The organism is Pseudomonas anatoliensis (assembly GCF_017976235.1).
GTDB classification, from domain to species: domain Bacteria; phylum Pseudomonadota; class Gammaproteobacteria; order Pseudomonadales; family Pseudomonadaceae; genus Aquipseudomonas; species Aquipseudomonas anatoliensis.
Map to the genome: position 1 here is coordinate 59245 of NZ_JACVHC010000006.1, position 23808 is coordinate 83052.

Sequence of the window (23808 nt, forward strand, 5' to 3'; positions counted from 1 at the left end):
CATCAGCGCCGTCAAATAGCTTTTGCGCGCTTTCAGGGTGTCAGTCCAGCTAGCGCTGTTTTGTATGGTAGTAATCATGATTTATTTAATCCGAGGGTTTCTAAACAGCCCGCGTCGGCGGGCTATTTCGGGCTCAAGCTGCCAACAGTTCCTCTAATGTGATATTTCGGGCAGCAGTGGCAAGCTCTTCACGACGAATATCCGAATGAAAAGGACCGAATCGAGGTACATCGAGGTTGGAGAAACCGTATCCCGAGTTCCCTTGTTGGTAGCCCACGGCAAGTATCCGTGCACCAATAGCTACTAAGTGATTCGTGGCGGCATTCCACTCTTCGTCTAACGTAAGCCCTACTGCGCTCAGGGCCGATTTTTTGGCGTCGTCTGCTCGCTGCTTGGCGTTTGAGATTTGCGTTTCAAGGGAGTCAAGTTCCTCCTGTAAAGCCACGAGGATGAGTTCCTGCCTTCTAACGTGCTCATCTGTGGTTGCGAGTTGCTTGGCTGCCTTCTGAATTTCGCCGTTGGCTGCTTTTTCGCCTTCGCTATCGCCACTCGCAAGACTTCTTGCATACAGACTTGCAGCGTCTCTTTCTGCTTGCTGTGCTTTTTCCAGGGATTGCTCCGCATCCGTCTGAATCGTCAAAAGGCGCTCATTCAAGTGCGACTGTGTGCGTTCCAGCGCTTCGACCTCAGCAGCAGCTACGGACATGCTTTGGATCGACTGCGATTTGATTTCGTCAACCTGTTCCATCCGTTCTAAGTAGGCGATCTTTTTATCGATACGCTCGATCTCGGATGGAATGGCTCGTAAGCGGGCTTTGGCAGATGAGAGTCGATCCATAGCTTCACGCCTCTCAGGACTTCCTATCATGTTACCAACAGGGCTGTAGTTATTTGGCGCGTTGTGCCAAGCGGCTTCCAGTGCGGAGAGACTGTTTTCGATGGTTTCGTGCTCAGCGACCAGAGCGGCTCGTTGCTGTTTCAATTCATTCATTTTCATGTTCATGGTCCTTGATGAGTTCTGATTACGTTGATTTGGCTGGCGAGGCCGGGAGTGAGCCGGCGTTACCTCGATAAGCTGAGATGCCCTCAGGCAGCCCTAGCCTCGCTGTCATCCGTTCCCGGAATTGCCTTGACGATGTAGCAGCGCTGTTGGCCTAAGCCGGGCAATCGCACCAGACTTGATGCCTTGCCGTCGCTGCTCGGCTCTAGCACACCGCGTTGCAAGAGCTCCTTGTTTACGGCGGTAAGGTTCATGCCCCGGAAAATTTCTGAGCGCCAAGCTTCCGTCAGCACGTAGTAGGTATTCGTGGTGTGCAGGGTGTCGCCCATACCGTGCTCCAGCGTCTTGCGAAAGCCGAGGCGGTCGATCGTGCGCGGGCCGTGTTCGTCGATCTTGGCTGCAGTCGATTCCCAGCGGGTGAAGCGGCTTTCGCCGAAGCGCTCGATGAACTGTCGCAGCCTCGCCGATATCGCATCGCCCTCGAAATTACCGGCGCCGCCACGTTCGTTTAGCCAAGCACTCAGACACACGCGAGCGGCTGTGGTGGCGGTCCCATCCGGCCAGCCGGTGATGCCCATCGCGGTGGCCAGCTCGCCTGCGGCTGCCGCGAGACCGAAACGAGCGGCAGCACGGTGAGCCTGCCCACTCGCGGATGCAGGTAGCGATTTAGCGATAAAGCTTTCCAGCGTGCGGCGCAGGATCGCCGCCCAACCGTGGCGTTTGCCGGGTTCGCACAGCTCCGTCAGAAATGCAGTGAGCGGGGTGCCGTAGTATTTCGCTACGCGGGCTTTGAGCGCATCGGAGAGCGCCGCCGCATCCTCGAAACCGTTGAGCGTGTCGAACATGCCGAGGCCTTTGCTCGCATCGGCCGGAACGGCGAGCATGCGCACCTCCATGCCCGCCTTCAGTTCCTTGTTGGCTTCGGCCATGTGCTGGGCCAAGGTCTTCTCGCCTGTGGAGAGGAACAGCAGACGCCACTCTTGTACCTGTCGGCCTGCTTGGCCTCGGTCATTGGCGCGAGCCTTCCCGGTGCCGTTGCCGAGCATGTAGACCGTTTCGCCAATGATGCGTGGATCGCACATGCCGATTTCATCCAGTACCAGGAGTCCATCAGAATGCGCGGCAGCGATGGACTCCAGCGCGTTGTCAGTCGAGCGCCACGAACGCACCAAGCGCGGTCCGCCATAGATCGAGGTGGCAACTTGCAGGTGAGTGGTCTTGCCGCCGGAGCTGTCGCCGTACAGGTGGAAGCCGCCAGACTCATGGCCGAGCATATGTAGCAGCGGACCCGCGAACGCCACCCCGACGACAAACGCTAGGCGATGATTTCCAACGCACAATGCGCCGATCTGCTGTTGCCATTGTTCGAGCGTGCCCGCTTCGCTGATCGGTGGAAGCTGTGCACCGGCATCATAGAAATGCAGATGTTCGCTGTGCGTGCCAACCTGCTGCTCGGGCAACAGAAAGGCGTTGTCGTGCCACCCCAAGCGGGTTACAAGTCGTGCCCGTTCCGCGCTGTCAAATCCGCCGAGATAACTCTGCAAGTCATTGCGTGCGTTGCGTCCCGAACGGCTACCGGCGAGGCGTAGGCCCATGTCTACCAGCGGCCCAAGCACGTCCTTGCCGAAGTCGCCAGTCATGGTGCGCGCCGGAATGTTCCAGCGTTTTTTGGTGCCGTCTGGATCGTCGAACTCGACCAGCAGACCCCAGTTCTGGCCTTTGTCATCACGTGTCCGAGCGAGGATCGCCAGAGGCGAACATACCGGACGTGCCTCGCCGTCGTCACCGGCATAAAACACGCCTTCGGACGTCAGGCGAAAGCCTCCCGGCATTAGGTCGTTTTTCGATTTGGTCGGGCGCTTGGGCGCTGCTTTAGGCTTCGGTTCCTGCTCGGGTTCTCCCGCGGTAGCAACCGCCTTTTGCTCGATCATGCCGAACAGCTCGCCGCTGCTTTCCAGCTCTGCGAAGTGCGCAGCTGTCCAGCCTTTGGCGAGCGCATCGGCGGCGTCATCGCCATCGTTCCATTGACCACCTTTGGCGAAGGAGGCGCGCTCGTCCTTCTGCGTGGGCTTGCGTTTGAACACCTCCAACGCAATGACTCGAACCGAGGCGGCGCCGATTTCGCGCAGCTTCTCGGCGACGCTTTCCATGCAGGCTTTGCCACTGTCATCGTTGTCCGACCACAACACCACGTCGCGATCCTTGAGCGGCGTCAGATCGGCTTTGTGCCAAGAGTTGGAGCCGTTAGGCCAGCACGTTGCCACATGGTCAGGCAACAGTACGGCGGCAGCGTCTGCGGCTTTCTCGCCCTCGCATAAAACGACCGGTGCGTCACTGCGCTGAGCCAGTTCATCAAGGCGAAGCAAGGGACGCGGATCTGGCAGGCCCTGCCAGCGCCATTGTGTGGATTGGCCATCGGCGCGCTGACACCACGTCAGTGGCGCGAAGACCTTCTTCGGCTTGCCATCTTCATCGGGGCCGAGGTCGAAGCGGTAGAGAGCCATGAGAGGCTGACCCTTTGCGTCGCGATAGACCCAAACCTTGGACGGCACACCATGATTGCGATGTTTGGCTGGGCACTTGTTCATGGCCTCGGTCGGGATCGGCTGAATAGCGTTCCACGTCGTTGTTTTGGGCTTGCTCGGTGCAGCTTTCGTCTGGGCAGCACCGGGCGCAACGTTCAATAAGTCGGCCAGCTTGTTGCAAGCCTCGACGTCAGTGCCGCCGTCCAAATAGCGCACTAGATCGATGAGATCGCCGCCTTTGTCTCCGGTGGCAAAGTCGGCCCAGGTGCACTTGCTCAAATTGATCTTCAGCGAACCGGCACGCTTGTCGCTGCGGGTTGGATTCGGAGCGGTATATTCCTTGCCGCCGTCTACACGCTTGCCGTTGGGTAGCCAATGCGACAGGACACGATCAATGTCTTTTAGCGCAGCGGCTTTCACGTCGGCAAAGCTTGGACGTTTTGTGGTGATATTCGGGCGCTGGCTCATGTGTCAGCCCTCGGCAGAAACAAAGCGTCGTTGATGTCATCGATCAGCGCTTTGGCCATCTCGCCAAGGTACAGGGCAGGCCAACTGAAACGCTCACCGCTGTCGCTCATGGCGGCGTCGAAGTTGAGCTGGTTAGCGTGATGCTGCAGTAGAGAAACCATCTCCAGTGCATCCTCGACCGGGACACCGGCATTGACCCGAAATAACTTTAAATCGGTGGCGTTCACGCGAGTGAAAGTGGCGTGGCCGAGCGTGGTGGAAGTGGTCATAGCGCACCGCCTTTCTGCATGGCAGGCGTCGACGTGTTATCGCCGTGCATGGCGAGTGTTTTGATCAGGCCGAGGGTGCCGCGTACATCCCAAAGGACGGCTGCGATAACGTGATTGGCGAGGCGCGAGGATTCATTTTCGAAGTGATCTTCGAGCAATGTCAGCACTGAATCGGCACGGTCAATCGCGCAGGTAATAGCGTCGATGGGCACACCGGCTTCTGCGGTCGGATTCACGCAAAGCAGGTCTTCAGGCAGAGAGAAACTCAAGGCGTTATTCATTGGGCACCGCCTGCGGTTTCTAGTGCGCGGGCTTTGGCCATGTGAGCGTTGTAACGGGAGAGACGTGTAGCGAGGCTGGAGTTGGCGTGTAAAGCGGCGAGAGCCATTGCACGGTGTGCAGCGGCGCGAATTTTGGACGGATTGAGGGCGTGCATAGGTGGAGCTCCTTCTTAAGTAGGAACTGCCACGATTCGTCGCCAAACGAATTGGGGTGGCAGCTGTGCGCAGGTTGGCGAACCGGGTAAGAAGGAACCCGGCAGACCCGAAGGTCTCCCACGCACAGCCGCCATAAAGCAGGAATGCGGGCACAAAAAAAGCGCCTGCAATCGAGATGGGGGCGCCTGTGCGCCTTCTTAAACTCGGGTCGCCAAACCCGGTCGCTGATTTTGCAGCGACGGCCAGAGAGTAACGTCCGTTTTTCGAAAGTGCAACTGCGCTGGTGGCTTGCGGTTTTTTCAGGTGCGGCATAAATTGTTCGGGCATGTAGATTGACCTCAACGCCTCCGGATCGGCCCCGGGGGCGTTTTCGTTTCAGGCATTGGCTTCCCAGCGCAGGGAGAGTAGGGGTAGGAAGTCGCCATCGATCAGGCATCTGGCGTCTTCGTAGGCGTCGATCTGCTGGCCTTCATCGACGACCACAAATCCAAATTTTTCGCAGTGGAGAGCGAGAATGCACCAGGTGCCGTCGGCCCATCTGAGGATGCTGACTACACGCCCCTTTTTTTCTTCTCGGCTGCGAAAGCGTTCAAACCGCTGCATGGTTTGGGTTGAAAAACCGATTTGGCGCAACACTGAAAACGGATGCATCAGCGCTTTGCTGGCTATCTTGAGTTTCATGCGGCCACCTCGTTACGGGCCGCGATGCGTGCACGATTCCAATTCAAAACCTCGGCTAAAACCCATGCCACCGGCGCGCCGCGTGCGTTGCTATTGGTGAGTTTCACTGCCTGTGGGAATCCGCTTTCGGACTGGTTCATAAGTTTGTAAACGGTTGCGCGGCCGATGCCTGTGAGGGCCATGACTTGGTTGATACGGATCAACGTGGCAGCGGGGTCATACCGGCACAGATCCCAATCAGAAGCGTTGACTTGTGATTGCGGCGCGTTGGCGCTGTCACGTCGGTCAGTTATCGACGTGGCGGATGCAGAGAGCTCTTTAATTTTCTTGGCTGGGTTGGAAGCGGTCACTCGGCTCGTCCTCCCGCATTGGCAGCGCTGGAGCAAACCCGGGTTTCTAGCCAAGCCGCGACGTCCCCGGAGCGATAACGCACCCGTGACCCGGTTTTGACGTAGGGGAGTGAATGAGTACGTGAGCTGCGCCATGCAGCGAGCGTTCGGCTGGACAAGCCTAGAGCGTTCGCTACCTGATCAGTAGTGAGAAGCTCTGTAGCAGGCTGGATGGTTGCAAATGGATTTGCGGCGTCGTGGAGAGTCATAGCGGGTTACCTGTCGTAGTTCTTACAGGCCCCAGCTATGTAAACTAATAATTGATTTTTAAAAGCTTTATTTTTCGTCTACTTCGAAGCAACGTTCCGTTTAGTGGCAAGTAAAGTCAGCACGTTCGCGACAAAGTTTTCATTTTTTGCCGGGCCGTCCCACCATGTCTCACTGGTTTTCTATACAGTGTAAAAAATGAAAAGTAAAACGCGTTTTTCACAATTTTTTACACAAACGGTACTTTATTACCGAGTTTTGCATCTCTCTCTGCAGTTCCTCAATTTCGGAAATTCAGCCCCCCGCCCCATGCTTTCTGTCGTTTCCAGCGAAAGACATTCGAGTCCCAGCCATACGTCGCCATCAGTGAAGTGGTGCTATCCGGCGTTACACGCTTAGTCATCGTTACACCGGGTGTACGCGATCCCGTTCAAACGTGTAACCACTGGAAGAACCAATGAATTCGGGCGTTTGGCGAAGGTCGTTACACGGGTTACACGCGTTACACTGATTTTGGACGGGTTGTGGATGCCTGCTCATACCACCTCGCCGAAATCTCCGTGAACGACACTTCCAGCAGCTAAGTGATCTAGGTAATCGGCGTACCACTGCATCATGGTCGTGCGCTGTTTTAAGTACACAGCTTTGTTGTAAACACCCGCAACCCCATCCTTCATATGGGAAAGCTGGGCTTCAATATGGTTTTCATCAAAGCCGTGCTCGTTAAGGATCGTACTCGCAATGTGTCGGAATCCATGGCCAGTTTGACGACCTTCATAGCCCAAGCGGCGTAATGCCATTAAGAAGACAGTATTGGAGCGTGCTTTCGTTGTATCGCTACGGCCAGGGAAAAGAAGCTGATAGTTGCCAGTCAAAACATACAGGTCCCTCAGCAGAGTTACTGCTTGGTGAGGTAGTGGCACCAGGTGCTCTCGACGCCGTTTCATTCGCTCTGCTGGGATCGTCCAAACAGCTTTTTTTAGATCAAACTCCGACCATCGAGCTTCGCGAATTTCAGAAGGACGGCAGGCCAGCATGGAGAGCAAGTGAAGCCCAATACGGATATCGATAGCGCTTGGATAAGCACGGATTGCTCGGAGGAGAGGAGGCAATTCTTCTGGGGATACATGAGCGTAGTTTTCTGCTGGCTTCGTCTGCAGAAATTTGTGCAAGCCTTCCAGCGGGTTGTGTGTTGCCCGCCCGGTTACCCTCGCGAGGTCGTAAATCTCACGACACATTCCTCTTACGCGGCTGGTCTGCTCAATGATTCCTTTCCGCTCCATTGAGCGAAGAAAGTCCATCCATTCCATTGGAAGGATTTCGCGGTACGAGCGAGTTCCGAAAACCGGGAAGACATGCAGCTCCAGTGCGCCGATGGTTCGGACTGCTGTTCCTGCGGTCCAACCTTTACGTTTCGACGCATACCATTCCCGAGCAAGTTTTTCGAAGGTATTACTGGCGCTTTCCAACGCAGCGGCTTTTTGGGCCCGCATTGTTGCCAATGGGTTGCTCCCATCAGCAGTGCTTGCCCGCAGGTCGACTGCTTTCTGTCGCGCAGCAGATCCAGAGACCGTTGGATAACTGCCCAACCCTATCCATGACCACTTCCCGTCAGCTTTCTTGTAGCGAAGCTGCCACGACTTCTTCCCGTCTGGCCGGACACGGAGGTACACGTTGTTCCCATCGTGCTCGCGGTACTCCTTGGAGTCAGCTTCCAGGCTCGCTATGACTGTGTCAGCGAGAGGGCGCCGTTTGATTTCAGTCCTTTTCATTTCCTTGTACCCATCAGTTTCAATCTGTATCCGAGGTACAGGAAAGGATACAGCGCACATTGGGATAGGGGTAGACAAGGACGGATAGCCAGAAACAAGAAAGCCCGCACAGGGCGGGCTTCTTGGGGTGTTTCGTAGACTGTCTGAGACAGGTCTAGATTGCTATTTGGTGGAGCCGGGGGGATTTGAACCCCCGTCCGCCAGTACTCCGCTGTCGGTACTACATGCGTAGCCGTTTCTATTAAGTTAACCCTCAGCGACCCGAAGGGCAGGGTGCTTTGGGCGAGTTGTGTAAGTTTTAGCCGCTTCGTCCACAACGTACTGCACGGCGATTCTGTTCTATATGACAATCATTTTGGGTTTACAGACATCCCCTGATGATTGCTGGACCCGAAGGTACCAGAAGGGAAGGCTAAGGCTGCTTACGCAGCGAGAGCGTATTCCCCGTAGGTTTCGTCATTGGCAACTATAAGAAGTTGCAACAGTGGATTTACGAGTTCTGTTACCAACTCGGCATGCACCTAAAGTTTCGCAACCGGCGTCGAATCCTAAACGGCCCCGAACTCATTGCTCTGTACATCTTGGTGAGCAACAAGCCTGCGCAGTGTACGCCAATCGGCGTGTAAGGCCAACCCGAAGGTTGGCCTTGAGGTATGTCAGTTACGTGTTGGGTTACGGATCTGCATTTTCGTCATGAGGCCCGAGGTGATCTCCACGCAATCCTTGTCGTTGCCGGCCGCTTGAGCCGCCAGGGCTTTTTCCTGATCCGCCTTGATGTTGTTCATGGATGTTTCAGGAAGGGATGGCTGACTGGTGACGAAGTCTTTGATGGCTTGAAGATTCCCGGCACAAAGGTCTTTGTCTGCCGCGAACACCGGCGACGTCAGCAGGGCACCAGCGATGAACAATCCAGCAATTGCAGAATGCTTCATGGGTATCTCCTTGAACGGTTGGTCTCGGTGCTGCCGGACGATCTGGCGGCGATGCCGAGTTCGTATCAGGCCGCGTTCGTTTCGGGCCTGTTCAATCGACCGCGACGACACGCAGGAATTCGGTTTTTTTTACATCTGGTATTGAAATGCCATTCCCTTCGAATAACCGGTTAGGCCGACCGGAATAGATCGGCTTATGGTTGTTTGGCGTCACCCGAGGACTTATCGATTTCTAGAATGATTTGCGATGTTTCCGCAAGACAGTCGTCGATCCTGCCCTGAGCCTTGAGGGCTTGGGCTTTGCTCACGCTGGCCGAGACGCGCGCATTCAGATCGGGCGACGTTTGGTATTGCGACTTGGAGTTGTTGATTTTCTGCAAATTCGCTTCGCACAGGTCGCCAGGCTTTGAATCGGCGAAGGAAGTCGAGGCCATCATCGAGGCAGTAACGAACAGACCTAGCAGTACAGAATGCTTCATTTTTTTCTCCTTGCACTGAGGAATCCGGACTTCGCTGACCGTGAGAACGGGCCATCGAAAGGAGGACAAACCCCGATTATTCGGGGCTTGTTCAGTGGACTACCGTCTCGCTCAAGGGTTCTGATTTTCTTCAGCAGGCCCTCGCTTGAGTGACCCGATCAACCAGATAAACCAGGCTGTGATAGTCGATTCCACCATGTTGTGTCAGCCCGATTTCGCACGTGCGACTCGTGGAAATCCCCTCACTGCAATGCTGCACCGCGTCCTTGAGTGTGCGCAGCGAGTGGCTGTTCAGTTCCGGCGTGGTAAAGCCCTTGTCCCCCGCGAAACCGCAGCAATGAATGCCTTCCGGAATCACCACGTTGTTGCTGCATTTGCGCGCCAGATCAATCAACGCCTGGCTCTCGCCCAAATGCTGAGTGCTGCACGTCACGTGAACGGCAATCGGTGCATCCTGAGGAGTGAAATCCAGCCGGTCGAGCAGATGCGTACGAATGAAACGCACTGGGTCGTACAGGTCCAGGCGAACATCTCCCACGTCCTGCACCAGCCGCAGCGTGCACGGACTGGTGTCGCAGTAGATCGGATCTAGCCCGCCGCGACTGGCGTGGAGTAACGCGCTGATCAGCTCCTGACGCTTATGTTCGGCCTGTTCGGCATAGCCTTTTGAGGCGAATGGTTGGCCGCAGCAAAGGCTGTCCTGATTGTCGGGAAAGACCACTTGGTAACCGGCTTTTTCCAGCAGCCCACGGGTTTTTTCGTACAGCGACATCTGCTCTTTGTCACCCGCCGCCGGCCCCATGACCCGCGAGACGCACGCTGCCAGATAAACCACGCGCGGACGTTCGTCCGACACGCTCGGACTGAAGCGAATGGCTCTCTCCGGTTGCGGCATCGCGTTTGTCCACAACGGCACCTGTCCCTTGGACAATCGGGTCAGGCTCGCTGATAACTTCGCCAGACGCGGCGCGCCCATCAGCATCCGCGCGCCGTTGGCCACATGCAGCGTAAAGCGTGCGCCTTGCAGCGTTTTGGCGAAATTTCCTTCGATCCAGTCAGCGGTTTTCTTGTGCGTTGCGTGTCGGCCGCGAAGCTTTTTCACCAGCTCGCCGGTATTGATGCCTACAGGGCAGCGTTGCGCACACAATCCGGTGGCAGCGCAGGTTTCGATGCCTTGGTACTCGTAGGCTTTCTCCAGTTCAGTGGTGTCGATGCCTGCGCGTTTTTTCGCCTGAATATCGCGCCAGATCACGATGCGCTGGCGCGGGGTCAGGGTCAGGCCTTTCGACGGGCAAACCGGTTCGCAGAAGCCGCACTCGATGCACTTATCGATAATCTCGTCAGCCGCCGGCAGCGGTTTCAGATGCTTGAGGTGGATCTGCGGATCTTCGCTGAGCACCACGTCCGGGTTGAGAATACCGTTGGGGTCGAGCAGGCGTTTGAGCTGCCACATCAGTTGGTAGGCGTCGCTGCCCCATTCCAGCTCAACAAACGGTGCCATGTTGCGTCCGGTGCCGTGTTCGGCCTTGAGCGAGCCGCCGAACTCCACCGCCACCAGTTGCGCGACATCGTCCATGAACGCTTGATAGCGTGCGACTTCTTCCGGGTTGTTGAAGCCTTGGGTGAAGACGAAGTGAAGATTGCCTTCCAGCGCATGTCCGAAAAGGATCGCCTCGTCGTAGGAATGTTTTTCGAACAGTTCGATCAAGCGGTTTACGCCGATTGCCAGTTGTTCAACCGGGAAGGTCACGTCCTCGATGATCACCGTGGTGCCGGTTTTACGTACGGCGCCGACGGCGGGGAAGGTGTCCTTGCGGATCGCCCAGAGGCGGGCGTTTTCAACTGGGTCTTCGCTGAAGTCGACCTGCTTTTCTACCGGGAAGCTGCTGATCGACGCCATGATCTGCGCCAGTTGTTCCTGTAGCAGCGTGGAAGAGGCGGCGCGGGATTCGATCAGCAGGGCGCAGGCATTGTTCGACAGCTGCTGTACGAAAGCGGGCATGCCCGGTTTGTTCTGCACCGAGCGCAGGCTGCGTCGATCCAGCAGCTCTACCGCTGACACTGGCTGGCTTTTCAGCACGGTGACTGCGTTGCAGCAGGTTTCCACATCCGGGAACACGATCAGCGCTGAAGCCTTGTGCGGATGATCGATGACGGTGTCGTAAGTCACCGCGCTGATAAAACCGAGCGTGCCTTCGGAGCCGACCAGCAGGTGGCTCAAGATATCCACAGGCTCGTCGAAATCCACCAGGGCGTTGAGCGACAGGCCTGTGGTATTTTTCAGACGATATTTGTGGCGGATTCTGGCAGCCAGTTCGGCATTGGCGCGGGTCTCGCGGCTCAACGTCGCCAGGCGTTCAAGCAGATCACCATGGCTTGCACGAAACGCCGCGACGCTGGCGGCGTCTTCAGTATCAAATCGCGTGCCGTCGGCCAGTACCAAGCGGATGCCGGCCAGTGTGTGATAAGTGTTTTGTGCGGTGCCGCAGCACATGCCGCTGGCGTTGTTGGCGACGATGCCGCCGATTTTGCAGGCGTTGATCGAGGCCGGGTCCGGGCCGATCTTGCGTCCGAATGGCGCCAGCCACGCGTTGGCCTGTGCGCCGATCACCCCCGGTTGCAGACGGATTTGCGTGCCTTGGCCGCGTATTTCGCGAGCGTTCCAGTTATCCCCAAGCACGATCAGCACCGAATCGCTGATCGCCTGCCCGGAGAGACTGGTGCCGGCCGCGCGAAAGGTCACCGGTACGTGATCGCGCTGCGCCAATTGCAGCAGCGTTACCACTTCATCTTCGGATTCAACGCGGATCACCAGCTGCGGAATCAGTCGATAAAAACTGGCGTCGGTGCCGAAAGCCAATGTCGACAGCGGATCGTCGAAGCGGCGATCCGCCGGAATCAGTTGTTGCGCATCACGCAGGAAATTCGCCGGAAGCGTCATTGGTCCTCCAGGATCAAAACCACCAGGTCTTTCGGACCGTGGGCGCCGTACGCCAGCACTTGCTCGATGTCAGCGGTTTTCGACGGGCCGGACACCAGCAACGCGTTGGTCGGCATGCCTTGGGCCCAGTTGAATTCCTGCTGCACTTGGTAGAAGTTGTCGCGGATTTCGCTGGCCTTGAGCAGGGCGAAATGTACGGGCGGTACCAGGCTCATCAGGCGCGGTTCTTCGCGGGTTGGCCAGAGAATCAGGCTGCCGGTGGCGGCAATGGCACCCAGGGTGCCGGTGAGGCTGGCCGGGGTGTCGTTGAACAGCTCGGCTTTCCATTCTTCCATCGGCCGGTCGTAGGATTTCAGTGCCGGCAGATCAGGATTGTTCGCCCAGTGCTGGGTGATTTTTGCACCGTGTGGCGTAGTTGGTGCGATCAACAGGCTCGGCAGCTGACGGTCGTGCAGCAATTGTGCGAGCAGTGCAGGCCATTCCTCATCGCACGTCAGATGGATCTCGGTATGGACCGCCTCCATCAATTTGCGCAATTGCGGAATGCGCTGTTCGGCGCTGTAGGTGTACGGCTGAGTTACCAGTTCTACATCGAAATCGTCAGCAATCGGCGTGGCGCCGGTCAGACTTTTCCGCAGTTTGGTTAGGATATTTTGCTTGGCGCTCATCAGCGGTCTCCCTGTTTGGCCAAGTGCTCGCGGGCCATCTCGTGCAGCGAGCGGGCGGCGGGTTTGGGTGCGCTGTGATTCTGCGTCCATGGGCCGACATTGTTTGGCGTGAGGGCGCGCAAGCGCGTGGCGAAAAAGCCGAACAGCCGATACAACGTTGGCGAGCTATTGAGCCTGGCCCATGCGTTCCAGATAAAGCGTTCCTTGCGCGAATACTTGCTGCCCTGACCGCGCATCACTTGATGAGGGCTGTCCGGAGCTTTGACGTTTTCTTCGCGTAGGCGACGTAGCAATGCGGGGATAGGAATTTTTACCGGACACACTTCACCGCAGGCACCGCACAGCGAAGACGCGCTCGGGTGATCCGGCACCTTGGCCAGGCCGACCATGTGTGGGGTGATGATTTTTCCTATAGGGCCGGGGTAAACCTCCCCATAGGCGTGGCCGCCGATTCGCGTGTAGACCGGGCAATGATTCATACAGGCGCCGCAGCGAATGCAGTTCAGGGTCTGGCGCAATTCGCTGTCGGCAAAGGCCTGGCTGCGACCGTTGTCGAGCAGCACCAGATGCACTTCTTGCGGGCCGTCGAGTTCATGCTCCTTGCGCGGGCCGGAGATCATGTTGACGTAAGTGGTGATCGGAATGCCCAGCGCCGAACGGGTCAGCAGCGATAACAGCGGCACCACGTCGCGCAGGTTTTCTACGACTTTTTCGATGCCGGTGACGGCGATGTGCACCGGCGGCACAGTGGTGGTCATCCGGCCGTTGCCTTCGTTTTCCACCAGCAGCAGGGTACCGGTTTCGGCCACGGCGAAGTTGACGCCGGAAACGCCGATGTCCGCTTCGAAGAATTTCTGCCGCAAGACTCTGCGACCGATCTGAATGAGTTGGTCAACGTCCTTGGTGTATTCCACGCCAAGTTTGTCGTGGAACAAGGACGCGACCTGACCGGCATTCTTGTGGATCGCCGGCATAATAATGTGTGAAGGCTTCTCGTGGTCGAGCTGGACGATGTATTCCCCCATGTCGGACTCCAGACATTCAATGTCTTGAGCCTCGAGGAAATGGTTCATCTCCATCTCTTCGCTGACCATCGATTTGCCCTTGATCACTTGCCGCGCCTCGTGAGCACGGATGATCGATAAGACGATGCCATTGGCCTCGTCCACCGTTTCCGCCCAGTGCACTGTCACACCGTTGCGGGTCAGGTTCTGTTCCAGTTGCTCGAGCAGGTCGGGCAACTTGGAGAGCGCGCGGGCTCTGATCGAGTTGCCCAGTGCGCGCAAATGTTCTCTTTCGTGGGCATCGCCAAAAGCCGCTGCCCGCTTGGTCATCAGTGAATCCATGGCAGTGCGGAAATTGTTCCGTAACTGCGGGTCACCCAAAGCGTTGTGCGCCCGGGTGCGGAAATCTTCTTCTACGGCGACCGTAGGAATAATCGCGGAAGTGCTCATTGCGCACCTCCGGTTCTTTGCCACAGGAAACTGGCCAGATGTTGGCCGCGCAACGCTTCCTGTTGTTTCTCCAGCGAGCCGTTGATGTTCATCAAACAGCCGCAGTCAGCACTCAAAATCCTGTGTGCGCCGGATTCCTTCAACGCCCGGGTCTTGTCAGCCACCATCGCGCCGGAAATATCTGGCATTCGGACGCTGAATGTCCCGCCGAAGCCACAGCATTCGCTTTCGTGGTCGTGGTTGACCCGTTCCACATTGCTCAACTGCGCCAACAACTCGCGGCCGTGCAGGTGGGTGTTCATCTCGCGACGCGCAGAACACGACGTGTGCAGCGCGACTTTTACCGGCTCGCCGCTGTCCTTGAGCTGCACTTTGCAGACGAACAGCAGGAACTCCGCCAATTCGTAGGTTCGTGCCGCGAGGGCCTGAACCAGTTTTAAAGTCTCTGGCTCGTCCTTGAACAAGTCGGCGTAGTGTTCGCGCAACATCCCGGCGCAGGAGCCCGATGGCACCACCACCGGATAATCCCCGGCGAACAGCGCCAGCTGCGAGCGCGCCACCGTCCGCGCCTGCTCGGTGTAACCGGAGGTGTAAGCCGGTTGTCCGCAGCAACTTTGCCCTTGCGGGTACTCGACCCGAATCCCTTCGCGCTCCAGCAAGTGGATCGCGTCCATCCCGGCTTCGGGGTAGAACAGGTCGACCACACACGTCCCGAACAGGTAGACCCGCGACGGTTTCTCGCTGGGGTATTGCCGAGGTTCGGGCAGTGGCGGTGCCACGCGGGTCGCGTTCGGCACAGCGTTGTAAAAAAGCTCGCTCATCAGGCGTGTCTCCGGGTTGTCCCGGTTATCCGTCCGCTGAGGCTGCTGAATATAAAGAGCGTTGCTTTCAGCAGCCTTACAGACCGGGTTGTGAATTGCTGACGCCGGAATCACGAACCGGCGTCGGTTATTTCCATGTTGCTTGTAGTCTTCTTGTAGGTTTAGTGCACCAGCATGCCGGTGAGCCAGTAGGCTTGCGCCAGCGTGATCAGGCCGACAATCGTTGCAAAGAATAGGCTGTGCTTGAGGGTGAAGCGGAACAGATCCGACTCTTTACCGACCAGGCCGGTCGCAGCGCAGGCCACAGCAATGGATTGCGGCGAGATCATCTTGCCGGTGACGCCGCCGCTGGTGTTTGCCGCAACCAGCAGAGTGTCGTTGACGCCGATCTGGTGCGCGGTGGTGGCTTGCAGCGAACTGAAGAGGGCGTTGGACGATGTGTCGGAACCGGTGAGGAATACGCCCAGCCAGCCCAGGAACGGCGAGAAGAAAGGGAACGCTGCGCCGGTACCCGCCAGCACTAGAGCCATGGTCGAGGACATGCCGGAATAGTTGGTGACGAACGCGAAAGCCAGCACCATGCCAATCGACAGAATAGGCCAGCGCAGTTCGTAGAAGGTCTCTTTCAAAGTGGTCAGACCAGTTTTGAAATTGATCTTCAGCACCAGCATCGAGATCAGTGCGGAGAAGAAAATCGCCGTGCCGGTCGCGGAAATCGGGTCAAGTTTGAACACGGCTGGAATGGCGGTCGGAGCGGCCACGATCGGTGCAGTCTTGATCACCAATTGATCAAGGTGCGGAATCGCGAAGTTGAACACCCACGCGTACATCGAGCCACCAGCGGCGAACATGGCTTTGAAAGGCTTGAGCGTCCAGATCGTCACCAGCACGGTGAGGATCAGGAACGGCGACCAGGCGATGAAAATCTCCCAGAGGCTGTAAGGGGAAACCGCGGTGGCGCGCTTCTGGCCGAAACCGCCGACGCTGCCGGTGATGGCGGCGCTGGAAGTCGCGCCGGCGATTTGTGCGCCAGCGGTACGTTTTGGCTGCCAGATTTTCAGGAACAGGGTCAGGGAGATCAGGCTGGCCAGGGCCGAGGTGATGTCCGGCAGTTCCGGGCCGATGAAGTTCGAAGTGAAGTACTGAGTGATGGCAAAGCTCAGGCCCGCAACCAGTGCGGCCGGCCAGGTTTCACGCACGCCGCGCATGCCGTCCATCATGAACACCAGCCAGAACGGCACGAATAGCGACAGCAGCGGTAGCTGGCGACCGGTCATGGCGCCGATTTTGAAGGCGTCAATACCGGTGACCTGGCCGGCCACGATGATCGGAATCCCCAGGGCGCCAAATGCAACCGGCGCGGTGTTGGCGATCAGGCACAGGCCTGCGGCATACAGCGGGTTGAAACCCAGGCCTACAAGGAGTGCAGCGGTAATCGCGACCGGCGCACCGAAACCGGCGGCACCTTCCAGAAATGCACCGAAGCAGAAACCGATCAGCAGCACCTGCAGGCGCTGGTCATCAGTAATCGACAGTACGGAGCTGCGAATAACTTCGAACTGACCACTTTTGACTGTCAGCTTGTACAGAAACACCGCCGCGACAATGATCCAGGCAATCGGCCATAAACCATAGGCGAAGCCATAACCGGCAGCGGCAAACGCCATGTCGACCGGCATCTGGAAAGCGAAAATGGCCACGGCGATGGACAAGGCGAGCGTGATGCTACCGGCCACATGACCTTTGAGGCGGAACACCGCCAGCGCGAGGAAGAAGAAAACGATGGGAATGACGGCCGCGAGTGCGGAAACGCCGAGACTGCCGAGCGGGCTATAGATCTGTTGCCAGGTTTGCATATGGGGTGGCCCCTAATTGTTGTTGGTCAGGCACTGTCAGCGTTCTTGGTTAATTGGTAAGACCAATTTACAATCGCTGTTGGCTAGGGTAAAAGCCTTGATGCGGGTGTGTCAATTTGTCGCCCTGAAACTTTTGTCGAATAAGCGGTGCAGAAGTCATCTGATCCGTTCGAGCGAGCGTTTTCTGGTAGGTGTCGTGATGGCGCCGATAGGCCAGAATAGAGAGCCCGGCGAGCGGTCGGGCTCGTGGAGAAGTGAGTTATGGGGTTTGATCAGATACGTCAGCGCCGTTTGTCTGACGATATTGTCGAGCGGCTCGAGGGGATGATCCTCGAGGGCACGCTGAAGTCCGGTGAGCGGCTGCCGGCTGAGCGCACGTTGGCTGAGCAGTTCGGGGTTTCGCGTCCATCGTTGCGCGAAGCGATTCAAAAGCTGGCCGCAAAGGGTTTGCTGATCAGCAAGCAGGGCGGTGGCAACTATGTGGTGGAATCGCTGGGTTCGACGTTCAGCGATCCGCTGCTGCAACTGCTCGAAAGCAATCCGGAGGCGCAGCGCGATTTGCTGGAGTTCCGGCATACCCTGGAGGCATCGTGCGCCTATTACGCTGCATTGCGCGCAACTGATGTGGATCGCGAACGGCTGACTGCGGCGTTCGAAGAGTTACAGGACTGCTATTCGCGTCATGACGAAGTGAGCCGGGCGGAAGAGGGTGCGGCGGATGCGAAGTTTCATCTGGCGATTGCCGAGGCCAGCCACAACGCCGTGTTGTTGCACACCATTCGTGGGTTGTTCGATCTGCTCAAGCGTAACGTCGTGACCAACATCGGCGGCATGTATAAGCAGCGCACGGAAACCCGCGACATGCTGATTACCCAGCATCGGGAATTGTATCTGGCGATTATTGAGGGGCGTGCGGAGCAGGCACGGGAGGTTTCCAGTCGCCACATTTTGTATGTGCAGGAAGTGCTGGAAGAGGTGCGGCAGGAAGTTCAGCGCATGGCTCGGGCTGAGCGGCGCAAGGGAATGTGATTTTTTAAGCAAAAGATCGCAGCCTGCGGCAGCTCCTACACGGGGATTCGTATTTCCCTGTAGGAGCTGCCGCAGGCTGCGATCTTTGCTTTTGGGGGGAAGACTAGTCTTCCTTGCCCTTGTTGCGCACCGCGCGCTGCAACTCACGACCGGCGTCGCGTTCGCGCTCGGTATCACGCTTGTCGTATTCCTTCTTGCCCTTGCCCAGAGCAATCTCGCACTTGACCATGTGCTTGCTCCAGTACCAGGACAGGCATACGCAGGCGTAACCCTTTTGCTGCACTGCCGCGGCGAGTTTTTCCAGCTCGCGGCGGTTGAGCAGCAACTTGCGCGTGCGCGTCGGGTCGGCGATGACGTGGGTGCTGGCGGTCATCAGAGGCGTGATGTGACTGCCGAGCAGCCAAGCCTCGCCATCCTTGAGCAGCACGTAACTGTCGACCAGTTGCAGCTTGCTTGCCCGCAGACTTTTTACTTCCCAGCCGGCCAGGACCAGACCAGCCTCGAACTTATGCTCGATGAAGTAATCGTGTCGCGCCTTTTTGTTCTGCGCGATGGTCCCTGTTGGGTGTTTCTTCTGTTTAGCCATAGGGGCGGCATTATATGGAGATAAACGGCTGTCGGCTACGGTGATGCTGCGTGCTTGAGCAGGTTGAGTGAATCCCGGACAATGCGGCCTCTTTTTCTAACGCTTGGGCGTGATAAACGATGTCGACAGACAAGGTTTCTGTCCACGGCAGTTGGGCTAGCCGCTGGGTATTCATACTCGCCGCGACCGGTTCGGCCGTGGGACTGGGTAGTATCTGGAAGTTTCCGTACATGGTCGGAGTCTACGGCGGCGGCGCCTTTGTGCTGATGTTTCTGGCATGTATCGCGTTGATCGGGATCCCGGTCATGCTGGCTGAAACCCTTATCGGCCGCCGCGCGCGGCAGAGTCCGGCCAATGCTTTGAAGGTGCTGGCGGTGGAAGCCGGGCATTCGGGCAAGTGGTCGTGGGGGGCCTTCGCCGGGATGATCACGGCGTTGTTGATCCTGTCTTTTTATAGTGTGGTCGGCGGCTGGTCGCTGGACTACATCATCGATATGGGCCGTGGCGACTTTCAAGGTGCCACGGCCGCTCAGGTCGGTGCCTACTTCGGCAATGTGATCGCTGATCCGTGGCGCCTGACACTTTGGCACACGATTTTTATGCTGCTTTCAGCGCTGGTGATCGCCAAAGGCGTGGTCGCCGGGCTTGAACGCAGCCTGCGAATCATGATGCCGTTGCTGTTTGTGATGATTCTGGTGCTGCTCGGCTACAGCATGACCACCGGGCATTTCATGGAAGGCGTGCATTTCATGTTCGACTTCCACCCGGAAAAAGTCCTCGACGGATTGCTCCCGGCGATGGGCCATGCGTTCTTTTCGCTGAGCGTGGGCGTCGGTTCGATCATGATCTACGGCGCTTACATGCCGAAGAATTCATCGCTCTCTGGCACGGTCGTCGGTGTGGCGCTGCTCGATACGTTTGTATCGCTGGTGGCTGGTCTGGCCTTGTTTCCGATCGTGTTCGCCGCGGGCCTGAACCCGAGCGAAGGCCCTGGCCTGATGTTCGTCAGTCTGCCATTTGCCTTTGGTAACGTAGCGTTCGGTCAGTTGATGGGGGTAGTGTTCTTCGTACTGGTGGCGGTTGCCGCCTGGAGTTCGGCGATTTCCCTGCTGGAGCCGATGGTCGCGTACCTGGTTGAACGCACGAAAATCAGCCGCGCCTGGGTCACATTCTGGTTGGCTTTTACCTGCTGGTTCGTCGGTTTGGGCACTGTGTTTTCCTTCAATATCTGGAAGGAAGCCAAGTTTTTCGTGAACGAAGGCGGGATGTTCCATCTCTATCAATGGGGTGCGGCAAGCGGTCTGGACTTCTTCGGCGTGATCGATTTCTTCACCTCGCGGATCATGTTGCCACTCGGTGGTTTGTGTTTCGTGTTGTTTGCAGGCTGGGTGATGGGCCGTGAAGCGGTGCGCGACGAATTGTCGATCCGCAATCCGGCGCTGTTCGCCCTGTCCCTGTTCCTGATGCGCTATGTGGCGCCCATCGGCATTCTTGTAGTGTTTGCCGCTCAGCTCTGGAAGTAACGCTTACATGACGACACATATTCAACGATCGGCGCTGCTGCCGTACCCGGCGCAATTTCTCTACGACCTGGTCAATGACGTGGCGCGTTATCCGGAATTTCTGCCGTGGTGCTCGTCTGCCGAGGTGCTGGAGAGCTCGGCTGAGCATATGCGTGCAAGCGTCGGCGTGGCCAAGGGCGGCCTCAGTCAGCATTTCGTGACGCGCAATACGCTGGTGCCGGGGCAATCGATCGAGATGAACCTCGAAGAAGGCCCGTTCAATCAGTTGCACGGCGTCTGGGTATTCAAGGTGCTGAACGAGAAGGCCTGCAAGATCAGCCTCGATCTGTCGTTCGACTACGCAGGGCCGATTGTGCGTGCCACGCTGGGGCCGCTGTTCAATCAGGCTGCGAACACGCTGGTGGATGCATTCTGTCAGCGTGCCAAACAGATGCATGGTTGAGTCGGTGATCGAAATAGAGGTCGTGTATGCGGCCGTTGATCGTCAGGTCTTGCGCACGGTCAGTGTTCCCGAAGGGGTAACGGTGCGTGATGCCTTGCTCAAGTCCGGGATTGGCGACGAGTTCCCTGAGCTTGATCTGGCCGAATGCCCGGTAGGGATCTTCGGCAAAGTAATCGCTGATCCAGAGGTTCGCCTGATTCAGGCGGGGGATCGCATCGAAATTTATCGCCCTTTACTCGCCGATCCGAAAGAGGTGCGGCGCTTGCGTGCTGCCAAGGCAGCTGAGGCGAAAGCTCGAAATCAGTAAGAAGCCAAACGGCAGGCAATAAAAAACCCGGAATTTCCGGGTTTTTTATTGCGTCGCAAATTATTGCGGCGAGGTGTCCAGCGGCTCTGGCGTCGGAACCGGAACGGTTTCTACACCATCAACGTCCTTCTGGATCTGATCCAGCAGGGAGCCTGGCTTGACCGGTTTTTCCGGTGTTGGCTTCTCGGCGTTTTCAGCAGGAGCGGCCACGTTGGTGCCACTGTCCTTGCCGAGAATCGCTTCGTCACGGCTCACGCCCGGCATAAAGTCACCGGACAGGCTGACGAGCTGGTCGTTCGAGTTGAAAATAACACTCATGCGTTCCTGCTGACGTTCACCGCCACCAGGTTGCAGGCTATACAGATAATCCCAGCGATCGGCATGGAACGTGTCGGCAAGCAGAGGGTTGCCCATGATAAACCGTACTTGCGGCCGGGTCATTCCCGGGCGTAACTGGTCTATCATGTCCTGCGTGACGACATTGCCCTGCTGGATGTCGATTTTGTAAACCCCGGGGAATGAACAACCGGCGAGTGCGAGCAGTCCCACAAAGGTGAAACTGGTTAGCAAGAGCTTGGTGTTTTGCATCGGTGGGCGACTTCCACTATCTTGGCTGGGACAACGTAAACGCCGATCATACCCGTATTAAGAGAAGCTGCGAAGCAGCATCGCGAGAAAGCTGACCATGGTTGAAAATAGCGAACTACGCAAAGCTGGCCTCAAAGTGACCCTGCCACGGGTCAAGATCCTGCAAATGCTCGACTCTACAGAGCAGCGTCACATGAGTGCCGAGGACGTCTACAAGGCGTTGATGGAAGCGGGCGAGGACGTCGGTCTGGCCACGGTTTACCGTGTTCTGACCCAGTTCGAAGCCGCTGGCCTGGTGGTCCGTCACAACTTCGACGGCGGCCACGCTGTGTTTGAATTGGCCGACGGTGGCCACCACGACCATATGGTCGACGTGGAGTCCGGTGAAGTGATCGAGTTCTTCGACGAAGAAATCGAAAAACTTCAGAAGTCGATCGTCGAGAAGCATGGCTTTGAGATGGTGGATCACAATCTGGTGCTGTACGTACGCAAGAAAAAGTAAGCATGTCGCGCGAATTTCAGGTTCGCGAAACGAGCGAAGGCGACCCAAGGGTCGCCTTCGTGCTTTCTGCCATTCTTAAACTTTTGCGGTGACGACCATTTTCTTCGCGTGCGCCAGAGACTCTTTGGTCAGATCGATACCGCCCAACATCCGTGCCACTTCTTCTATACGGTCGTTCTTGCTCAGCTTGGAAACGGCGGTGTGCGTTGCCTCTTCCCCGCGTACCTTGTGCACGAACAAGTGCTGATGCCCCTGAGCCGCCACTTGTGGCAAGTGCGTGACGGTCAATACCTGACCGCGCTCACCGAGTCGGCGCAATAACTGGCCGACAATTTCAGCCGTGGGGCCGCCAATGCCCACGTCGACTTCGTCAAACACCAGGGTTGGAACACGAGAGGTCTGCGCGGTGATTACCTGGATTGCCAGGCTGATCCGCGAAAGCTCACCACCGGATGCGACTTTCGCCAGCGCCTTCAGCGGCTGGCCGGGGTTGGCGCTCACCAGCAATTCGACTTGTTCGAGGCCATTAGGCAAGAGTTCGTCGCTGCTGTTGGCGCGCAGCTCAATGGTGAATCGACCGCCAGGCATGCCCAGACGCTGAATCTCCAACTCCACCGCACTAGCCAGGCTGCCGGCTGCCTGATGGCGCAAATCGCTCAGCTCCCGTGCCTTTTCCTGATAGTGGCGGGCATAGGAGGCCAACTCTTCGCCCAATCGCTCAATGGATTCGTCATTGGCATTGAGCGTTTCGATTTCATCCAGCAGTTTTTGCTGCATTTCACCGACTTCTGTCGGCTGGATCCGATGCTTGCGCGCCAGCGTGTAAATGGCGTCGAGGCGCTCTTCCAGATATTGCAGGCGTGCCGGGTCGGCATCGAAGTTATCGAGGAAGCGATTGAGCTCACCGACAGCCTCTTCGACCTGAATCTGTGCACTGGTCAGCAAACTGCTGGCTTCGCCGAGGGCCACAACGGAATTGTTCACGCTCGACAGGCGATTGAGGCTGGCGGTCAGTGCATTCAGCACATTGCCGGAATCACTTTCGCTGCATTGTTCGACCACTTGTCGGCAAATGCCGAGCAGGGTTTCAGCATTGGTCAGGTTCTTGTGTTCCTGTTCCAGCTGTTCGAGTTCGTTATCGCCGAGCCCGAGGTTTTCGAGCTCTTCGAGTTGGTAGCTGAGCAGTTGATGGCGCGCGCGTTGTTCGTCGCCGGAGTTGGAGAGACGCTCCAGCTCCTGGCGAGTCTGACGCCAGCGCTGCGCCGCCAGTTGTACCTGGCGGGCGAGGTCGGTCGCGCCAGCGTATTCGTCCAGCAGGCGACGATGGGTATCGGTTTTCAGAAGAGACTGGTGTTCGTGCTGGCTGTGGATATCGATCAGTAATTCGCCAAGCGACTTTAAATCGCCTAGCGGGCAGGGCGTACCGTTGATATAGCCACGAGAGCGTCCTTCCGAAGTAATGACCCGGCGCAGGATGCACGGGCCGTCGATGTCCAGATCGCGCTCGGCCAGCCAGGCGCTGGCTTCGGGGATATCGGCCAGGTCGAAGGTTGCCAGGATATCGGCCTTGTCGGCGCCCGGGCGGACGACTCCGCTGTCGGCACGATCGCCAAGGGTCAGGCCCAGGGCGTCGAGCATGATCGACTTGCCGGCGCCGGTTTCCCCTGTGATCACGCTCATCCCGCGATCAAGTTCAAGATCGAGATGTTCAACGATGGCGTAGTTATGTACGGACAGGTGCACCAGCATAAAGGCCGCTCCCAGGCTTTAGGTCTGGTTATTTATACAGTGTTTTGTTTGGCGCTGACAATGCCCTCACTTAGGTCGATTCGCTTGAGCGTTTCAAATGCTTAGCTCATCGAGGAATGAAAAAAAGCAGCACTTTTTTGTAGGGTTAATGCTTGAGCCCCCTTGAAGCCTGATTTTGCGGCC

24 protein-coding genes and 1 other RNA gene are annotated in these 23808 nt (G+C 57.4%); 5 read left to right on the top strand and 20 right to left on the bottom strand.

Going from position 1 to position 23808, the window contains the following annotated elements:
* Nucleotides 1-133: 133 nt before the first annotated feature.
* The 17 genes from ICA16_RS19905 to ICA16_RS19985 all read right to left on the bottom strand — a co-directional run bounded on the left by ICA16_RS19905 (nt 134) and on the right by ICA16_RS19985 (nt 16899).
* Entirely contained in the window at nt 134-997 is an 864-nt protein-coding gene (locus tag ICA16_RS19905) for a hypothetical protein (RefSeq protein ID WP_228734204.1), read from the bottom strand.
* A gap of 89 nt (nt 998-1086) precedes the next feature.
* The gene (locus ICA16_RS19910; RefSeq protein ID WP_210701342.1) at nt 1087-3993 is read right to left on the bottom strand and encodes a DUF927 domain-containing protein; all 2907 of its coding nucleotides are present in this window, start codon (nt 3991-3993) and stop codon (nt 1087-1089) included.
* The gene (locus ICA16_RS19915; RefSeq protein ID WP_210701343.1) at nt 3990-4262 is read right to left on the bottom strand and encodes a DUF3077 domain-containing protein; all 273 of its coding nucleotides are present in this window, start codon (nt 4260-4262) and stop codon (nt 3990-3992) included. The genes ICA16_RS19910 and ICA16_RS19915 overlap by 4 nt, the downstream gene beginning before the upstream one ends.
* Nucleotides 4259-4543, bottom strand: coding sequence for a hypothetical protein (locus tag ICA16_RS19920; RefSeq protein WP_038362940.1), 285 nt, complete (start codon nt 4541-4543; stop codon nt 4259-4261). The genes ICA16_RS19915 and ICA16_RS19920 overlap by 4 nt, the downstream gene beginning before the upstream one ends.
* The gene (locus tag ICA16_RS19925; protein WP_170930078.1) at nt 4540-4698 is read right to left on the bottom strand and encodes a hypothetical protein; all 159 of its coding nucleotides are present in this window, start codon (nt 4696-4698) and stop codon (nt 4540-4542) included. The genes ICA16_RS19920 and ICA16_RS19925 overlap by 4 nt, the downstream gene beginning before the upstream one ends.
* Nucleotides 4699-5074: 376 nt before the next feature.
* Nucleotides 5075-5380, bottom strand: coding sequence for a hypothetical protein (locus ICA16_RS19930; protein ID WP_210701344.1), 306 nt, complete (start codon nt 5378-5380; stop codon nt 5075-5077).
* Complete coding sequence (locus ICA16_RS19935; RefSeq protein ID WP_228734210.1) at nt 5377-5610, bottom strand: helix-turn-helix transcriptional regulator; 234 nt, start codon at nt 5608-5610, stop codon at nt 5377-5379. The genes ICA16_RS19930 and ICA16_RS19935 overlap by 4 nt, the downstream gene beginning before the upstream one ends.
* 116 nt (nt 5611-5726) lie before the next feature.
* On the bottom strand, nt 5727-5978 hold the full coding sequence (locus ICA16_RS19940) for a helix-turn-helix domain-containing protein (RefSeq protein ID WP_210701345.1): 252 nt from the start codon (nt 5976-5978) through the stop codon (nt 5727-5729).
* A 534-nt stretch (nt 5979-6512) separates the two neighbouring features.
* On the bottom strand, nt 6513-7748 hold the full coding sequence (locus ICA16_RS19945) for a tyrosine-type recombinase/integrase (RefSeq protein ID WP_125917883.1): 1236 nt from the start codon (nt 7746-7748) through the stop codon (nt 6513-6515).
* 167 nt (nt 7749-7915) lie between these two features.
* Nucleotides 7916-8308: a transfer-messenger RNA gene (gene ssrA, locus ICA16_RS19950) on the bottom strand.
* 96 nt (nt 8309-8404) lie between these two features.
* The gene (locus ICA16_RS19955) at nt 8405-8680 is read right to left on the bottom strand and encodes a hypothetical protein (protein ID WP_150617082.1); all 276 of its coding nucleotides are present in this window, start codon (nt 8678-8680) and stop codon (nt 8405-8407) included.
* A 194-nt stretch (nt 8681-8874) separates the two neighbouring features.
* A complete protein-coding gene (locus ICA16_RS19960; protein ID WP_210701346.1) occupies nt 8875-9159 on the bottom strand; it encodes a hypothetical protein in 285 nt (94 codons plus the stop codon).
* Nucleotides 9160-9289: 130 nt separating this feature from the next.
* Nucleotides 9290-12100, bottom strand: coding sequence for an FAD-binding and (Fe-S)-binding domain-containing protein (locus ICA16_RS19965; protein ID WP_210701347.1), 2811 nt, complete (start codon nt 12098-12100; stop codon nt 9290-9292).
* Entirely contained in the window at nt 12097-12768 is a 672-nt protein-coding gene (locus tag ICA16_RS19970) for a LutC/YkgG family protein (RefSeq protein ID WP_210701348.1), read from the bottom strand. Before ICA16_RS19970 ends, ICA16_RS19965 begins: the two co-directional genes overlap by 4 nt.
* On the bottom strand, nt 12768-14222 hold the full coding sequence (locus ICA16_RS19975) for a LutB/LldF family L-lactate oxidation iron-sulfur protein (RefSeq protein WP_210701349.1): 1455 nt from the start codon (nt 14220-14222) through the stop codon (nt 12768-12770). The genes ICA16_RS19970 and ICA16_RS19975 overlap by 1 nt, the downstream gene beginning before the upstream one ends.
* Nucleotides 14219-15043, bottom strand: coding sequence for a (Fe-S)-binding protein (locus tag ICA16_RS19980; RefSeq protein ID WP_150604103.1), 825 nt, complete (start codon nt 15041-15043; stop codon nt 14219-14221). Before ICA16_RS19980 ends, ICA16_RS19975 begins: the two co-directional genes overlap by 4 nt.
* 161 nt (nt 15044-15204) lie before the next feature.
* The gene (locus ICA16_RS19985) at nt 15205-16899 is read right to left on the bottom strand and encodes a lactate permease LctP family transporter (protein ID WP_047299695.1); all 1695 of its coding nucleotides are present in this window, start codon (nt 16897-16899) and stop codon (nt 15205-15207) included.
* Between the two features lie 261 nt (nt 16900-17160).
* Here ICA16_RS19985 and ICA16_RS19990 point away from each other — a divergent pair, with 261 nt between their 5' ends.
* On the top strand, nt 17161-17928 hold the full coding sequence (locus tag ICA16_RS19990) for an FCD domain-containing protein (RefSeq protein ID WP_150604102.1): 768 nt from the start codon (nt 17161-17163) through the stop codon (nt 17926-17928).
* A gap of 103 nt (nt 17929-18031) precedes the next feature.
* Here the strand turns inward: ICA16_RS19990 and smpB are convergent, their stop codons facing one another.
* Nucleotides 18032-18514 carry an SsrA-binding protein SmpB gene (smpB, locus tag ICA16_RS19995; protein WP_007900551.1) on the bottom strand — a complete coding sequence of 161 codons (483 nt, stop codon included), beginning with the start codon at nt 18512-18514 and terminating at the stop codon, nt 18032-18034.
* A gap of 119 nt (nt 18515-18633) precedes the next feature.
* On the opposite strand from smpB, the gene ICA16_RS20000 reads away from it, so the two are divergent.
* The 3 genes from ICA16_RS20000 to ICA16_RS20010 are packed head-to-tail and all read left to right on the top strand — an operon-like array spanning nt 18634 to nt 20786.
* Nucleotides 18634-20037 carry a sodium-dependent transporter gene (locus tag ICA16_RS20000; RefSeq protein WP_042557576.1) on the top strand — a complete coding sequence of 468 codons (1404 nt, stop codon included), beginning with the start codon at nt 18634-18636 and terminating at the stop codon, nt 20035-20037.
* Nucleotides 20038-20044: 7 nt separating this feature from the next.
* Nucleotides 20045-20479, top strand: coding sequence for a type II toxin-antitoxin system RatA family toxin (locus ICA16_RS20005; protein ID WP_150604100.1), 435 nt, complete (start codon nt 20045-20047; stop codon nt 20477-20479).
* A complete protein-coding gene (locus ICA16_RS20010; RefSeq protein ID WP_210701350.1) occupies nt 20472-20786 on the top strand; it encodes an RnfH family protein in 315 nt (104 codons plus the stop codon). The genes ICA16_RS20005 and ICA16_RS20010 overlap by 8 nt, the downstream gene beginning before the upstream one ends.
* Nucleotides 20787-20846: 60 nt before the next feature.
* Here the strand turns inward: ICA16_RS20010 and ICA16_RS20015 are convergent, their stop codons facing one another.
* Nucleotides 20847-21374: an outer membrane protein assembly factor BamE gene (locus ICA16_RS20015; RefSeq protein WP_210701351.1), complete on the bottom strand. Its 528-nt coding sequence runs from the start codon at nt 21372-21374 to the stop codon at nt 20847-20849.
* A 97-nt stretch (nt 21375-21471) separates the two neighbouring features.
* Here ICA16_RS20015 and fur point away from each other — a divergent pair, with 97 nt between their 5' ends.
* Nucleotides 21472-21876 (top strand): ferric iron uptake transcriptional regulator, encoded by a 405-nt coding sequence (gene fur, locus ICA16_RS20020; RefSeq protein WP_150595101.1) that lies wholly within the window; start codon nt 21472-21474, stop codon nt 21874-21876.
* Nucleotides 21877-21951: 75 nt separating this feature from the next.
* On the opposite strand, the gene recN is transcribed toward fur, so the two are convergent.
* On the bottom strand, nt 21952-23625 hold the full coding sequence (gene recN / locus ICA16_RS20025) for a DNA repair protein RecN (protein WP_210701352.1): 1674 nt from the start codon (nt 23623-23625) through the stop codon (nt 21952-21954).
* Nucleotides 23626-23808: the final 183 nt, after the last annotated feature.